General features: G+C 59.7%; 14 protein-coding genes and 1 pseudogene. 8 read left to right on the forward strand and 7 right to left on the reverse strand.

What is annotated here, in order from left to right; genetic code table 11:
- Positions 1 to 126 precede the first annotated feature (126 nt).
- Positions 127 to 1,152, reverse strand: coding sequence for a histone deacetylase family protein (locus tag ACIF4X_RS13550; RefSeq protein ID WP_397482522.1), 1,026 nt, complete (start codon positions 1,150 to 1,152; stop codon positions 127 to 129).
- Positions 1,153 to 1,279: 127 nt separating this feature from the next.
- Positions 1,280 to 2,272: an AraC family transcriptional regulator gene (locus tag ACIF4X_RS13555; RefSeq protein ID WP_397482523.1), complete on the reverse strand. Its 993-nt coding sequence runs from the start codon at positions 2,270 to 2,272 to the stop codon at positions 1,280 to 1,282.
- Between the two features lie 329 nt (positions 2,273 to 2,601).
- Between ACIF4X_RS13555 and ACIF4X_RS13560 the strand changes: the two genes are divergently transcribed.
- Positions 2,602 to 2,997 carry a hypothetical protein gene (locus tag ACIF4X_RS13560; RefSeq protein ID WP_397482524.1) on the forward strand — a complete coding sequence of 132 codons (396 nt, stop codon included), beginning with the start codon at positions 2,602 to 2,604 and terminating at the stop codon, positions 2,995 to 2,997.
- Between the two features lie 71 nt (positions 2,998 to 3,068).
- On the opposite strand, the gene ACIF4X_RS13565 is transcribed toward ACIF4X_RS13560, so the two are convergent.
- The 3 genes from ACIF4X_RS13565 to ACIF4X_RS13575 all read right to left on the reverse strand — a co-directional run bounded on the left by ACIF4X_RS13565 (position 3,069) and on the right by ACIF4X_RS13575 (position 7,617).
- Positions 3,069 to 4,085, reverse strand: coding sequence for an asparaginase (locus tag ACIF4X_RS13565; RefSeq protein WP_397482525.1), 1,017 nt, complete (start codon positions 4,083 to 4,085; stop codon positions 3,069 to 3,071).
- Between the two features lie 172 nt (positions 4,086 to 4,257).
- Positions 4,258 to 5,706, reverse strand: a complete 1,449-nt coding sequence (locus tag ACIF4X_RS13570; protein WP_397482526.1) for an alanine/glycine:cation symporter family protein — start codon at positions 5,704 to 5,706, stop codon at positions 4,258 to 4,260.
- Positions 5,707 to 6,192: 486 nt separating this feature from the next.
- Positions 6,193 to 7,617 (reverse strand): aspartate ammonia-lyase, encoded by a 1,425-nt coding sequence (locus ACIF4X_RS13575; protein ID WP_016985755.1) that lies wholly within the window; start codon positions 7,615 to 7,617, stop codon positions 6,193 to 6,195.
- Between the two features lie 180 nt (positions 7,618 to 7,797).
- On the opposite strand from ACIF4X_RS13575, the gene ACIF4X_RS13580 reads away from it, so the two are divergent.
- From ACIF4X_RS13580 to ACIF4X_RS13600, 5 genes are all read left to right on the forward strand, one after another.
- Positions 7,798 to 8,706, forward strand: a complete 909-nt coding sequence (locus tag ACIF4X_RS13580) for a LysR substrate-binding domain-containing protein (protein WP_397482527.1) — start codon at positions 7,798 to 7,800, stop codon at positions 8,704 to 8,706.
- Between the two features lie 290 nt (positions 8,707 to 8,996).
- Entirely contained in the window at positions 8,997 to 9,488 is a 492-nt protein-coding gene (purE, locus tag ACIF4X_RS13585; RefSeq protein WP_007920220.1) for a 5-(carboxyamino)imidazole ribonucleotide mutase, read from the forward strand.
- Between the two features lie 10 nt (positions 9,489 to 9,498).
- Complete coding sequence (locus ACIF4X_RS13590) at positions 9,499 to 10,581, forward strand: 5-(carboxyamino)imidazole ribonucleotide synthase (protein ID WP_397482528.1); 1,083 nt, start codon at positions 9,499 to 9,501, stop codon at positions 10,579 to 10,581.
- Between the two features lie 109 nt (positions 10,582 to 10,690).
- Positions 10,691 to 10,936 carry a GlsB/YeaQ/YmgE family stress response membrane protein gene (locus ACIF4X_RS13595; protein ID WP_007920223.1) on the forward strand — a complete coding sequence of 82 codons (246 nt, stop codon included), beginning with the start codon at positions 10,691 to 10,693 and terminating at the stop codon, positions 10,934 to 10,936.
- Between the two features lie 93 nt (positions 10,937 to 11,029).
- Entirely contained in the window at positions 11,030 to 11,566 is a 537-nt protein-coding gene (locus tag ACIF4X_RS13600; RefSeq protein WP_397482529.1) for a DUF3299 domain-containing protein, read from the forward strand.
- Between the two features lie 105 nt (positions 11,567 to 11,671).
- Here the strand turns inward: ACIF4X_RS13600 and ACIF4X_RS13605 are convergent, their stop codons facing one another.
- Entirely contained in the window at positions 11,672 to 12,571 is a 900-nt protein-coding gene (locus ACIF4X_RS13605; protein WP_397482530.1) for a D-hexose-6-phosphate mutarotase, read from the reverse strand.
- Positions 12,572 to 12,628: 57 nt separating this feature from the next.
- On the reverse strand, positions 12,629 to 13,033 hold the full coding sequence (locus ACIF4X_RS13610; protein ID WP_003229628.1) for an acyl-CoA thioesterase: 405 nt from the start codon (positions 13,031 to 13,033) through the stop codon (positions 12,629 to 12,631).
- Between the two features lie 376 nt (positions 13,034 to 13,409).
- Here ACIF4X_RS13610 and ACIF4X_RS13615 point away from each other — a divergent pair, with 376 nt between their 5' ends.
- Both ACIF4X_RS13615 and ACIF4X_RS13620 read left to right on the forward strand, forming a co-directional pair.
- Positions 13,410 to 14,708: an MFS transporter gene (locus ACIF4X_RS13615; protein ID WP_397482531.1), complete on the forward strand. Its 1,299-nt coding sequence runs from the start codon at positions 13,410 to 13,412 to the stop codon at positions 14,706 to 14,708.
- Positions 14,709 to 14,948: 240 nt separating this feature from the next.
- Positions 14,949 to 15,214, forward strand: a pseudogene (locus ACIF4X_RS13620) (phosphate-binding protein); the annotation flags it as partial.

Raw genomic sequence — 15,214 nt, forward strand, 5'->3', positions numbered from 1 at the left:
CCGAAAGGGCGACGGTTCGGGGCAAGGTAGAGGCGGGCAGTGGAACGCGTGCGGTAGATAAATATTTCGGGCAAAAAAAAGACCCGCCTGAGCGGGTCTGGTTTTGTTTATCCGGATTGAGTTCGTTTATTGCTCGAACCCTTCGAGCACGTTCACCGCATTGATACCGATTTCTTCCACGGCGTAGCCACCTTCCATGACGAACAGCGTCGGTTTGCCGAGGGCCGCAATCCGCTTGCCCATCGCCAGGTAATCCGGGCTGTCGAGTTTGAACTGCGAGATTGGATCGTCCTTGAAGGTGTCGACGCCGAGTGACACGACAATGACGTCGGCGCCGTAACGGTCGATTTCATCGCCGGCCTGATCCAGCGCCGCACTCCACACGTCCCAGCCGGAGCCAGCGGGCAGTGGATAGTTGAAGTTGAAGCCTTCACCGGCACCTTCGCCACGCTCATCGTCGTAACCGAGAAAGAACGGAAATTCCGCTTCCGGGTGGCCGTGGATCGAGGTGAACAGCACGTCGCTGCGCTCATAGAAAATCGACTGCGTGCCATTGCCGTGGTGATAGTCGACATCGAGGATCGCGACCTTCTTGTGGCCCTGATCGAGGAACGCCTGCGCGGCGATGGCCGCGTTGTTGAGGTAGCAATAACCGCCCATCAGATCGCTGGCGGCGTGATGTCCCGGTGGCCGGCACAAGGCGAAGGCAGCGCGTGCGCCACGCTGGATTTGCGCTTGTGCGGTCAGGGCAACTTGCGCCGCGCTGTACGCCGCCTGCCAGGTGCCGGCGGTGATTGGTGCGCCGCCGTCGAAGCTGTAATAGCCGAGTTGACCATGCAGGCTGGTCGGTTTGATTGCACGCAGGGTGCGCGCCGGCCAGGTGTAGGGCAGCAGATCACCGTCGGTGTTGAATTCAGTCCAGCGATCCCACGCGCCTTTGAAGAAGTCGAGATAGTCGCGGCTATGGATACGGGCGATCGGCTCCAGGCCGAAATCCTTCGGCGCCTCGACCGGGCCGAGGCGCTGGTTATTAACGCGCTGCAATACATGGTCGGCGCGCGACGGCATCTCGAAGCACGGTTTGAGCTGGCCATCGATGAGCTCGCAGCGGCCATGGTGCAGGTGGTGATCGTCCGAGTAGATCGTCAGCATTTGTTGTTCTCCGCAGGGCTGATTCGGTTGCTCTCAGTGTTGCGGGACAAGACGAATCGGAAAACGGCAGGAAAGGCCAAAAGGGGATGGATATGGCCAAAAACACTGACCGCAATTCGCCCCTTCGTCAGGCCCTGAACTGGCTCGGCGCCACGCCGCTCCAGCGCACAAAGGCATGGCGGAAACTGGCGGTCTCGCTGAACCCGAGCGTTTCGGCAATGCGATAGATCGGCAATTGATCCTCACACAACATCTGCTTGGCTCGCTCGAAGCGCAGTTCGTCGAGCAGTTCCTGATAGCTGCTGCCCATGTCCTTGAGATGCCGGCGCAAGGTGCGCGGCGAGCATTTCATCTGTTGTGCCAAACCCTCCAGCCCTGGCGCGGCGTTCAGTTGGGCGCTGAGCAATTGGCGGATGCGCCCCAGCCATGCCTGACGTCCAGTGAACTCAAGATTCTGCTTGCGGCAACGTTCGGCCATGGCTTGATGGGTGATCGCGTCGGCCAATGGCAGTGGCTGGTCGAGACAGCGTCGGTCGAAGGCAAAGGCGTTGTCCTTGGCAGCGAAGTGCAGCGCACTGTTGAAGTGTTCTGCATAGCTATCGCGATAGTCCGGCGCGGCGTGCTCGAACCGCGTGGCGAGCAAGGGCAGCGGATGCCCGAGCAAGTCGTCGCAAATGACTTTCAGCGACACCAGGCAGAACTCGGCGTTGAACACCGCCATCGCCGGGCTCTCGCGATAATCGGCAGCGACGAACCAGACGCGCTCGCCATCGTCTTCAAGACTCAGTTCGAAAAGTGTTCCCAACAGCGCCGGATAACGGATCGCCAACCGCAAAGCGTCACCGAAGGTGGCACAGGTCAGTAAGGCGTAACCGAGGATGCCGTAGCAAGAAACGTGCATGCGCCGGCCCAGTTCCAGACCGATATCGTGTTTGAGCGCGACTGCGTTGGCGCAGACCTGCATCTCCTGATTGGTGGTGATGCGCGTGTCGGCACGGCTGAGATCCGCCGCACTGATGCCGCTGCCGGCCAGCAGCGCCTCGCTCGACAAGCCTTCGGCCTTGAAGGTGTTGAGCACCAGCGAGACGGCGTTGAGGGTGGTGAGGTGGGAGTGGAGCATGTTTGTTTCCAGATCGGAGGCCTGGCTGGAGAGTAGCAAGGTACATGCCCGAAGTGGGGTTGCTCGGAAAATCGGATAGGGAGTTTGTTTGTTTTAGAGCGAGCGTGTTTGTTAAAGATGGTTTTATGGTCTCGTCAGACTAACTGCGCTAGGTATATTTTAATACTGTCAAAGTTGACAGGTTTTTAACTAATAAACTACCGTTTGTCGCTTTGTTTTGATGTTGTTAAGAGTTCTTTGTTTTTGTCTCGGAAGTGTTGTTGGAGGGGCTTTTAAGGTGTAATGTTTTTTCGTAAACAGTAAATTTGTTAAATGATAAAGGTGCGGTTATGGACAATAAGCAACCGAAGAAAAAAATCTCCCGGCCGCGACGGGGGATTGCTATAAAGGGTGAGTTGAAAGCAGCGGTCGATGGAGTAGATAGAATATATCCTGCTTCATCCTTGTATATTATTGAAGATTTCAAGGCTGTTTCTGCGACGTTTGGTGTTCGGGAGAAGTGGGGAAATGACTATATATCGCTGCGTAATGGCGAGTTTGAGCTGGTCTCCTACAATCTCGACAATGCCTCGATACCTTGGAGGTCTGGTGGCAAGTTAACAGTTAATTATGATGATAAAAGTCGTCGTTACTTTGGATCGTTTGAGGCTAAATTCAATCCTGAGGCTTACCCTGGGATTCCTGAAGAAGTCACCGGTATTTTTGAAATCTGGGAAGAGCAGTAGTTAGCCCGAGCCGCTGCTTTCGGGGTTAGTCAAGAGCGGCTCGTTTTTCAGTGTAAGTACGGCAATCCCGGTTAGTCCTGCGGTGATTTCAGCTCACCGCAAAGATCCAATTCCATAAGCTGGCGCATTTGTGCGATGTCCAGCCCTGCACCAAGCAACCCATGCAACTTGCCGAACGCCGCCTCACGGGTCATGCCGCCGCCGGACAATACGCCGACGCCGCGCAAACGACTGCCTGCCTCGTACACATCCAGCTCAACGCCACCCTCATGGCACTGCGTAACCGCTACCACCACCACACCGTTATCCCGCGCGCGGCCAAGGCTGGCGAGAAACTCAGGGTTGTCGCTCGGCCCGGTGCCGCTGCCGTAGCACTCCAGCACCAGACCTTGAATGCCGCTGTCGAGCAGGCCGTCGAGGACTTCGGCGCTGATGCCCGGGAACAGCGGCAGCACGGCGACGTTGGCCAGTTGTTTCGGCTGGTTGTAGTTCAACGACGCGGGAATCGTAGAGGCTTTCACACCGCCGCCCTGACGCTCCAGACGCTTGAACGGATGACGGCCGAAGCTGCGCACTTTCGCGCAACGGGTCGGCGCCAGCAGTTCGCCGTGGAAGTACAAGTGCACGCCGGGCGCCAGGCCCTGACCGAGGGCGACCAGTGCGCCACCGAGGTTTTCCCAGGCATCGCTGTCGGTGACGCCGGCCGGCAACATTGAGCCGGTGAAGCACACCCGTGCGTGCAGGCCGAGCAACTGGAAGCTCATCGCAGCCGCGCTGTAGGCCAGCGTGTCGGTGCCATGCAGGATCAACACGCTGTCGCAGCCTTGCACGTCAATGGCATCGACCACCGCTTCACGCAGTTGCTGCCAGTAGGCCGGGGTCATGTTGGCGCTGTCGATCAGCGGCGACATCTCGCGAAAGCGCCACTGCGGCACGACGAGTTCAGGCTGGCTGTTCAGGTAGTCGCGCATCCGCGCTTCGAAACCGGACGCCGGGGCCAGGCCATTGGCGCTGGCCTGCATGCCGATGGTGCCACCGGTGTAGAGCACCATGACGTGTTGGGCGGCGGGGTAGGTCGACGAATTCATGGGGATTCTCCGGAAGGATGAGGTCCTTGTGGGAGCGAGCCTGCTCGCGAAGGGGGCATCCCATTCAACATTAATGTCGACTGATCAACCGCGATCGCGAGCAGGCTCGCTCCTACAAGTTATTGCACCACAATAACTGACGGGCGCAGGGGATGCGCCCGTCATTCACCTGTCAGCGTTGCGCTGCAGGCACGCCTTGCGGCTCGGCTTCAGTCTTGCCGGCAGCGGCAGACGGATTGGTCGGCCAGGCTTTCAGGTCGAGGTCCAGATCAGCAAATTTGCTCGAATCGAACACCGGCTGTTTGACGCCGGCGCGACGCTGCCCGTCGTAGTCGCGCATTACGCGCATGCCGACCTTGAACAGCATGGCCAAAGCCACCAGGTTGACGAAGGCCAGGCAGGTCATGGTGATGTCGGCGAAGGCGAACACGGTCGACAGGTCCTGCATCGAACCCCAGACCACCAGCGCCAGCACCAGGCCACGGAAAATCATCAGCGCAGCGCGGTTGCGGGTAAGGAACTGCAGGCTGTTTTCGCCCAGGTAGTAGTTGTAGAGGATGCAAGTGAAGACGAACAGCGACAGCGCGACGCTGACGAACATGCGGCCCCAGTCACCGACCACGGCGGCCAGCGAGTTCTGGGTCAGGACGATGCCGTCACCTTCGAAGCCTGGCGTGTAGAAGCCCGACAGCAGGATCAGCAGCGCGGTGCAGGTGCAGATCACGAAGGTGTCGAGGAACACGCTAAAGGCCTGAACCACGCCCTGCGCGCCCGGGTGCTTCACAGCAGCCACGGCGGCGACGTTCGGCGCACTGCCCAGGCCCGCTTCGTTGGCGAACACGCCACGCTTCACGCCCATGACGATGGCGCTGCCGAGCAGGCCACCAAAGGCCGGGTCAAGACCGAAAGCGCTCTTGAAGATGGTTTCCAGCATGGCGGGCACGTGTTCGATCTGGGTGCCGATCACGTACAGGGTCACGCCGATATAGGCCAGGGTCTTGATCGGAACCAGCAGGTCGGACACCGAGGCGATGCGCTTGATGCCGCCGAGGAAGGTGATGGCCAGCAGTACCGCGAGGACGATACCGGTGTGTTGTGGGTTGAACTCAAAGGCGTTCTGCAGTGAGTGGGTCACGGTATAGGACTGCAGGCCAATGAAGGCGAAGCCGTAGGTGACCAGCAGCAGGACGGAGAACACCACTGCCATGCCTTTGAGCTTAAGGCCGTGCTGGATGTAGTAGGCCGGGCCACCACGGTACAGGCCGTCGCCCTCGGCGCGCTTGTAGACTTGGGCCAGGGTGCACTCGAAGAAGCTGCTGGACATGCCGACCAGTGCGGTCACCCACATCCAGAACACCGCACCCGGACCACCGAGGGTCACGGCGATGCCGACACCGGCGATGTTACCTGCACCCACTCGGCCGGCAAGGCTGAGCATCAGGGCCTGGAACGAGCTGAGTTGCCCGGCGCTGCCCTTGAGGCTGTCGCGGAACACCGCGAACATGTGGAAGAAGTGGCGCAATTGAACGAAACGCGAGCGAATCGTGAAGTAGCTACCGAGCCCGACAATGAGCACGATCAGTACTTTCCCTGAGAGGAAGTCGTTAATGACTTCGAGCATGGATTTTTCCTCGCTGTTTATTGTGTAAGCAAATGCTGGATGGAAGAAACATTGTGTTACACCGGTGTGCGCGCGGCACGACGGGGTGAGGCGAAGGTTTCGTCCGGATCCATTTCGCGGGTTTGTTATTAGTTCGGGTTTCGCATGGGTTATGGCCTCGTTACCGACGACCGCTCACGCGAAGAGGGGCGGCACTATACCGATCAGTGACGCGCCCGTCTGCACGGTAGTGGTGCAAGCGACGAAACGAGGGTGCTGCAAGATCAAAAGATCGCAGCCTTCGGCAGCTCCTACAGGTGTACGTCAATCAATGTAGGAGCTGCCGAAGGCTGCGATCTTGGCGGTTTCAAATACACGAAACATTTAACGTCCTGCCCGCAAAGAAGTTAAAAAAAAGGGCCTGGAGACTAAATCCCCAAGCCCTCAAAAGGTGAGAGGTGTCTAGTCCCTCGACCTGGTGAGCGGTGCTACAAGTAACGTGTCGGCTCAGGCTTTCAGCGGAACCAGACGTGGAGCAATCATGTTTTCCGGGCGCAGGATGTCGGCGAGCATGGCTTCGTCGAGCAGACCTTCTTCGCGCACCAGTTCCAGTACGCCGCGGCCGCTTTCAAGGGCGAGGCCGGCGATACGGGTGGCGTTTTTGTAGCCGATGTACGGGTTCAGTGCGGTGACCAGACCGATCGAGTGCTCGACCAGTTCACGGCAGCGCGCTTCGTTGGCGGTGATGCCGACGATGCAGTGCTCGCGCAGCATGTCCATGGCGCGTTGCAGCAGGCGGATCGAGTCAAAGATCTTGAAAGCGATCAGAGGCTCCATCACGTTCAGCTGCAGTTGGCCGCCTTCGGCTGCCATGGTCAGCGCCAGATCGTTACCGATGACCTGGAACGCAACCTGGTTAACGGCTTCCGGGATCACCGGGTTGACCTTGCCGGGCATGATCGAGCTGCCTGGCTGACGCGCTGGCAGGTTGATTTCGTTGATGCCGGTGCGTGGGCCGCTGGACAGCAGGCGCAGGTCGTTGCAAATCTTCGACAGCTTGACCGCGGTGCGCTTGAGCATGCCGGAGAACAGCACGAAGGCACCCATGTCGGACGTCGCTTCGATCAGGTCGGCGGCTGGAACCAGCGGTTGACCGCTGATCAGTGCCAGACGCTGAACTGCCAGCGCTTGATAACGCGGGTCGGCGTTGATGCCGGTACCGATCGCGGTACCGCCCAGGTTCACTTCAGTCAGTAGTTCCGGGGCCAGCGTCTTCAAACGGGCCAGGTCTTCGCCCATGGTGGTGGCGAAGGCACGGAATTCTTGACCCAAGGTCATCGGCACGGCGTCTTGCAGCTGGGTGCGGCCCATTTTCAGGACGTGATCGAATTCTTTGCCCTTGGCTGCGAACGCCTGAATCAGGCTGTCGAGGCTGGCCAGCAGGGTGTCGTGACCGAGCAGCAAGCCCAGGCGGATCGCCGTCGGGTAAGCGTCGTTGGTCGACTGCGCCATGTTGACGTCGTCGTTCGGGTGCAGATACTGGTACTCGCCTTTCTCGTGACCCATTGCTTCCAGAGCAATGTTGGCGATCACTTCGTTGGCGTTCATGTTGGTGGAAGTACCGGCACCACCTTGAATCATGTCAACCACGAACTCTTCGTGGTAATCACCGCGGATCAATCGGGCACAGGCTTCGCTGATCGCAGCGTGCTTGGCTTCGCTCAGGTGACCCAACTCGCGGTTCGCGTCAGCAGCGGCCTGTTTGACCATTGCCAGGCCGACAACCAGTTTCGGGTAATGCGAAATCGGAACGCCGGAGAGACGGAAGTTATTCACCGCTCGCAGGGTCTGGATACCGTAATACGCTTGAGCCGGTACTTCGAGGGCGCCAAGCAGGTCGTTTTCTGTGCGGAAAGATGCAGCGGAGGACATGATAGAAATCATCTCGATATGGACCCGGTCTGTGCCGGAACGCTGCGAATGCTAGGCTTGTGCGAATTTTTGGGCCAATGCTGTTCAGCACTGCCCTATGCACATTCGGCATAATGCCCGTGTGACGCCGCGTGTGCGGCAGACGTGTGACCTGTTTTGGTGCGTGTCCGGGAGGACGTGATGAATCTGGAAAGCAAATGGCTCGAGGACTTCAGTGCTCTGGCCGCCACCCGCAGCTTCTCGCAGGCCGCTGAACGACGGTTCGTGACTCAGCCTGCCTTCAGCCGGCGGATCCGCAGTCTGGAAGCCGCATTGGGGCTGACCCTGGTCAATCGCTCGCGCACGCCGATCGAACTGACGGCGGCGGGGCAACTGTTTCTGGTCACCGCGCGCACCGTGGTTGAACAGCTCGGTGAAGTGCTGCGTCATCTGCATCATCTGGAAGGCGGGCAGGGCGAAGTGATGCAAGTCGCTGCCGCTCACTCGCTCGCCCTGGGGTTCTTCCCGCGCTGGATCGCACAACTGCGTAATGAAGGGCTGAACATTGCCACGCGGCTGGTCGCGACCAACGTCGGCGACGCGGTGCATGCACTGCGTGAAGGTGGCTGCGATCTGATGCTGGCGTTCTACGATCCGGACGCGGCGATGCAGATGGACCCGGAAATTTTCCCGTCGCTGCATTTGGGCCAGACCGAGATGTTGCCGGTGTGCGCGGCGGATGCTGACGGCAAGCCGTTGTTCGATCTGGAAGGGGAGGCGAGCGTGCCGTTGTTGGCGTATAGCGCCGGGGCGTTTCTCGGGCGTTCGGTGAATGGCTTGCTGCGCCAGCGTCAGCTGCGCTTTACCACGATCTATGAAACGGCGATGGCCGACAGCCTGAAGAGCATGGCGCTGGAAGGACTGGGCATCGCCTGGGTGCCGCAGTTGAGTGTGCGCGCCGAACTTGCGCGCGGCGAACTGGTGGTCTGCGGTGGCCCGCAATGGCATGTGCCGCTGGAGATTCGTTTGTATCGTTGCGCGCTGGTGCGCAAGGCCAACGTCCGGCTGTTGTGGCGCAAGCTCGAAGGTGGCGCCGCACAATCTTCCTGAAAAGATCGCAGCCTGCGGCAGCTCCTGCATTGCAATGCATTTCCCTGTAGGAGCTGCCGAAGGCTGCGATCTTTTGATCTTTTTGGCTGACCTTCAAGTCAATAAAACCGGGCATTTGCGGCAGATGACAGATGGTCGCGCAGGGGGCTGTTTATTGCTTTCATTGCGGTATACTGCGCGGCCTTCGGCCGGCACGTCCGGCCATTTTTCGTACAATCAAGCCACGCAACCTGCGTGGCTTGTTGTTTTATGACGCGCCTGCGGGCGCTCCAGAGAGAAGAGGCGCGACGATGAGTGCACTGGTTGGCGTGATCATGGGCTCCAAGTCCGATTGGTCCACCCTTAGCCACACCGCCGATATGCTGGAAAAGCTCGGCATCCCGTACGAGGTCAAAGTGGTCTCTGCCCACCGTACCCCGGATCTGCTGTTCCAGTACGCCGAAGAGGCTGAAAGCCGCGGCATCGAGGTGATTATCGCCGGTGCCGGTGGCGCAGCCCACTTGCCAGGCATGTGTGCGGCCAAGACCCACCTGCCGGTGCTGGGCGTGCCAGTGCAGTCGGCCATGCTCTCGGGCGTCGACTCGCTGCTGTCGATCGTGCAGATGCCAGCGGGCATCCCGGTCGCCACCCTGGCCATCGGCAAGGCCGGCGCGATCAACGCCGCCCTGCTCTCGGCGAGCATCCTCGGCGCCAAGCATCCACAGTTCCACGCGGTACTGAAAACCTTCCGTGCCGAGCAGACAGACAGCGTCCTGGACAATCCAGACCCACGTATTGCCTGAGGTTGTTGAGATGAAGATCGGTGTAATCGGTGGCGGCCAGTTGGGTCGCATGTTGGCCCTGGCGGGTACTCCGCTGGGCATGAACTTCGCTTTCCTTGACCCAGCGCCGGACGCCTGTGCGGCGGCATTGGGCGAACACCTGCGGGCCGATTACGGCGATCAGGATCATCTGCGCCAACTGGCGGATGAAGTCGATCTGGTGACCTTCGAGTTCGAAAGCGTCCCGGCTGAAACCGTGGCATTCCTGTCGCAATTCGTCCCGGTTTACCCGAGCGCCGACGCCCTGCGCATCGCTCGTGATCGCTGGTTCGAAAAAAGCATGTTCAAGGACCTGGGTATTCCAACCCCGGCCTTCGCCGACATTCAGTCGCAAGCCGATCTGGACGCTGCGGTCGCTTCCATCGGTCTGCCAGCCGTGCTGAAAACCCGCACTCTGGGTTACGACGGCAAGGGCCAGAAAGTCCTGCGCAAGCCGGAAGATGTGGTTGGCACTTTCGCCGAACTGGGCAGCGTGTCCTGCCTGCTGGAAGGCTTCGTGCCATTCACCGGTGAAGTCTCGTTGATCGCCGTACGGGCTCGCGATGGTGAAACCAGGTTCTATCCGTTGGTGCACAACACCCACGACAGCGGCATCCTCAAGCTGTCGGTGGCCAGTACCGATCACCCGTTGCAGGCGCTGGCCGAAGACTACTCGAGCCGTGTGCTCAAGCAGTTGAACTACGTCGGCGTGATGGCGTTCGAGTTCTTTGAAGTCGAAGGTGGCCTGAAAGCCAACGAGATCGCCCCGCGCGTGCACAACTCCGGGCACTGGACCACCGAAGGCGCCGAGTGCAGCCAGTTCGAAAACCACCTGCGCGCCGTTGCCGGCCTGCCGCTGGGTTCGACGGCCAAGGTCGGAGAGAGCGCGATGCTCAACTTCATCGGCGTGGTACCCCCGGTTGAGAAAGTCATCGCCATCGACGACTGCCATCTGCATCACTACGGCAAAGCCTTCAAGGCCGGGCGCAAGGTCGGTCACGCCAACCTGCGTTGTGCCGACATGGCCACGCTGCAAGCGCAGATCGTCAAAGTCGAAGCGCTGATCGCCGAGTAAAACAGTTTCATGTGGCAGCGGCGGAACCATTCAGGGGCCGCCGTTCTCTCATGGCAGGATGCCAAAGTCTGACTAGGCTTCGCATATCTATCTTTGAGAGGGAATTGCCATGGGAATTATCGGAACCATCTTTATCGGCTTGATCGTCGGCCTGCTGGCTCGGTTCCTGAAACCGGGCGATGACAGCATGGGCTGGATCATGACCATCCTGCTCGGTATCGGCGGTTCGCTGGCAGCCACTTACGGCGGCCAGGCTCTGGGCATCTATCACGCGGGCGAGGGCGCAGGTTTCATCGGCGCACTGGTTGGCGCAATCGTGTTGCTGGTGATCTACGGCCTGATCAAAAAGAACTGATCCAAAGCGACAAAGCCCTCTCTGCCAAAGTGGCCGGGAGGGCTAGAATGCTCGGCGATTCAACGATCCTTCCTTTCTATACCGAGCACCTTCATGCGCCGTCTTCTGTTGACTCTCCTTTTCCTGGGCAGCGGTTTGGCCCACGCCGGCGAACTGCCGGAAACCGACTGGCTCGAACTGATGCCCAAGTCGGATCAAAAGGCCCTCGAGGCCATGCCTGAAATCGACCACAACTCCCCGGAAGCGACCGGCACCTTCACCGAGAAGGGCGGGATGAAACAGGCCAAAGGTCTGCCGGCAGTGATGTATTCGACCAAAACCGTGGCGTCAATGAACGACAAGCACATCCGCATCGGTGGTTACCCGGTGCCGCTGGAATCCGACGCGAAGGGTCGCAGCACGCTGTTCTTCCTTGTGCCGTATCCGGGCGCGTGCATCCACGTGCCGCCACCGCCGCCGAATCAGATGGTGCTAGTGCGATATCCGAAAGGTCTGAAGCTGGACGATATCTACACGCCGCTGTGGGTGACCGGCACGCTGAAGGTCGAGAAGGTCAGCAATGATCTGGCTGACGCGGCGTATGCGCTGGAAGCGGACAAAGTGCGGGTGGTGCAGGAATCTGATCTCTAAAGCAAAAGATCGCAGCCTGCGGCAGCTCCTACATGGATCCATGTTCGGCCATGATGGCGCGACGATTACCCTGTAGGAGCTGCCGCAGGCTGCGATCTTTTGATCTTAAAGCGGTTTGCTCGCGACGCTCACGCCCATGGTATGACCCGCCCCCGGCGCGAGCGTGACGATGTCATCCATCACATTCGCCGTCTCGATGCACAGCATGCGCTGCCAGCCATCGTTGTCCATGTCGGCCAATGCAGCGGCGCGATCAATCCACGGATTCCAGATCACCGCCGTGCGTGAACCGGTCGCGGTCAGCACAATGCGTCGTTCCCACGCCGCATCAACAATGCTCAGTTGTGGAGGAGCGTCGAGATAGATGCGGTCAGTCTCACCGGCAAAATGCAGATCACCTTGCTGACTGGTGGTTTTCCAGTCGTCCAGCGTCTCGATGTACTTCAAGCCATCCACGCCATCGACCTGCACATTGCGCACATCACTCACTGCGAAATACGTGTGCAGCGCCTGACTCAGGCTGACGGTGTCACTGCCACGGTTATGGCTGGTCAGGCTGAAACTCAGTTGCTCGGACAAATGCAGGGTCAGGGTCAGATCGACCTGATGCGGCCAGCCCGGCAGGCCACCTTCGGGGTAGGGCAGCTTGAATTCGACCTTGACGCCGTCAGCCTCTGATTCGATGCCGCCCAGCTGCCAATCCATCGCCCGCACCAGACCGTGCGCGGGTGCCGGTTGCTCACCGGTGTACATGGCCTGCACGCTCTGCGGGTTACGTTCGAACTTGCCGAACCACGGCCAGCACACCGGCACACCGGCACGGATGCTCTTGCCGGTCTTGAAATCGGCCTTGTCGTTGAGCCAGATGATCGGCGGCTGGCCATCGATCTGATAACTGAGGATGTGCGCGCCTTGCTGGGCCACCAGCACTTCGGCCTGACCGTGGCGAATGCGCCAGCAGTTCAATTCATCCAGTTTCACCGCTTCAACGTTGGGCGTGTTCATGGGACAGCTCTCGATCAGTAACAAGGACCACTATCGACCGTCAAACGGCCGCGAGGTTTAGCGCGCGCGCGGCGGAACCGAGCGAGTGCGACCGCTGCCGTCGATGGCAACGAAGACGAAGACCGCTTCGGTCACTTTACGCCACTCGCTGGACAACGGATCGTCGCTCCACACTTCGACCATCATCTGGATCGAGCTGCGGCCGATTTCCAGGGTCTGGGTATAAAAGGACAATTGCGCGCCGACTGCCACCGGCACGAGGAACGCCATACGGTCGATGGCGACGGTCGCTACACGGCCGCCAGCGACACGGCTGGCCATTGCGGTGCCGGCCAAATCCATCTGCGCCACCAGCCAGCCGCCGAAAATATCGCCGAAGCCGTTGGTTTCGCGTGGAAGTGCGGTGATTTGCAGGGCCAGGTCGCCTTGCGGGATTGGATCTTCTTGTTCGAGCTCTATCATGCCGGGGGTGCCTCTGACCCGTGACTCTTCGTTGGTATTGCTGGTGGTAGCCGTCTTCGGGAAAAACGATTCAACACCGAACATACTACGTTCGTCACGTTTTCCATCAGGCGCCTAAGGAGAAACTCTGCGAAACCGGCTAATCCCGAGCAAAGGCCGGGCCAACGACGTTTTCGCACAGCAACCCCTTACAAACCGGAGCAGGTTGCGAGTATATCGGTCGGTAGACTCCGCGACGACCATCCGGTTCTCATTTCGACTGTCAAATACGCGCCTCTATGTGCTTTTTCGAACAATTTGCTATGGTGCCGAACCTGCCCAAGCCACCGCCAGCGTTGTTGTGGCGGCAGATCCGACTATAAGAGAAGCCCTTGCCATGACCACAGCGCCTTCGAGCCTCGCGCAGCCCGAGCAACCCGCACGACCGTTGACCCGCAATGACTACAAGACTCTGTCGCTGTCCGCCCTTGGCGGCGCGCTGGAATTCTACGATTTCATCATCTTCGTCTTCTTTGCCACCGTGGTCGGCAAGCTGTTCTTCCCGGCCGACATGCCCGAGTGGCTGCGCCTGATGCAGACCTTCGGCATCTTCGCCGCCGGCTACCTCGCACGGCCGCTGGGCGGCATCGTCATGGCGCACTTCGGCGATCTGCTGGGCCGCAAGAAGATGTTCACCCTGAGCATTTTCATGATGGCCGTGCCGACCCTGATCATGGGGCTGCTGCCGACTTATGCGCAGATCGGCATGTGGGCGCCGATCCTGCTGTTGGTGATGCGGGTGATTCAAGGCGCGGCGATTGGCGGTGAAGTGCCGGGCGCTTGGGTCTTCGTTTCCGAACACGTGCCGCAAAAGCATATGGGATATGCCTGTGGCACCCTCACCAGTGGCCTGACCGCCGGTATCCTGCTCGGCTCGCTGGTCGCCACGGCGATCAACAGCATTTATACGCCTGCCGAGGTTTCCGATTACGCCTGGCGGATTCCATTCCTGCTGGGCGGTGTGTTCGGCCTGTTCTCGGTCTACTTGCGTCGCTGGCTGCACGAGACACCGGTATTCGCCGAACTGCAATTGCGCAAAGCGCTGGCAGAAGAAGTACCGCTGCGTGCCGTCCTGCGTGATCATCGCGGGGCGATTGCGATCTCAATGCTGCTGACCTGGCTGCTTTCCGCTGGCATCGTCGTGGTCATCCTGATGACCCCGACCGTGCTGCAAACGGTCTATCACTTCACGCCGACCGAGTCGTTGCAATCGAACAGCCTGGCGATCGTGTTTCTGAGCATCGGCTGCGTCATCTCCGGCGCACTGGCGGATCGCTTCGGCGCCGGTCGCGTATTTGTGTTCGGTTGCCTGGGCCTGCTGATCAGCTCCTGGACTTTCTATCACAGCCTCGCCGATCACCCGAACTGGTTGTTCCCGCTGTATGCGCTGACCGGTTTTCTGGTCGGCACCATTGGTGCGGTGCCGTATGTGATGGTCAAAGCGTTTCCGCCGGTGGTGCGCTTCAGCGGGTTGTCGTTCTCGTACAACGTGGCTTACGCGATCTTCGGTGGCCTGACGCCGATGGTGGTCAGTCTGCTGCTGAAAGAAAGCGCGATGGGCCCGGCCTACTACGTGGCGGTGCTGTGCGCGATGGGGATTCTGGTGGGGGCATGGCTCTGGAAGAAAGGGCGCTGATTTTCTCTTCCGCCTGATCGTTCCCACGCTCCGCGTGGGAATGCATCCTTTGACGCTCCGCGTCACCTCTCAAATGCGGACGCAGAGCGTCCATGGCGGCGTTCCCACGCAGAGCGTGGGAACGATCTGTCGCGACATGCTGGCCTTTCATCCAATTGTCATATTTCAGCCATAGAGTGTTCACACGGCCTGCTGATACTTGGCCCCGACTTAACACACCCTATCTGCTAGGAGTAAGGCATGAAACTGAAGCGTTTGATGGCGGCAATGACTTTTGTCGCTGCTGGCGTTGCGACTGCCAACGCGTTCGCCGCTGTTGACCCTGCTATCCCGAGCTACACCAAGACCACTGGTGTGTCGGGCAACCTGTCCAGCGTCGGCTCCGATACCCTGGCCAACCTCATGACCCTCTGGGCTGAGAACTACAAAAAAGAATACCCGAACGTAAACATCCAGATTCAGGCCGCTGGCTCCGCCACTGCGCCACCTGCGCTGACTGAAGGCAC

The sequence above is a fragment of the Pseudomonas sp. NPDC085632 genome (genome assembly GCF_044541255.1).
GTDB lineage: Bacteria > Pseudomonadota > Gammaproteobacteria > Pseudomonadales > Pseudomonadaceae > Aquipseudomonas.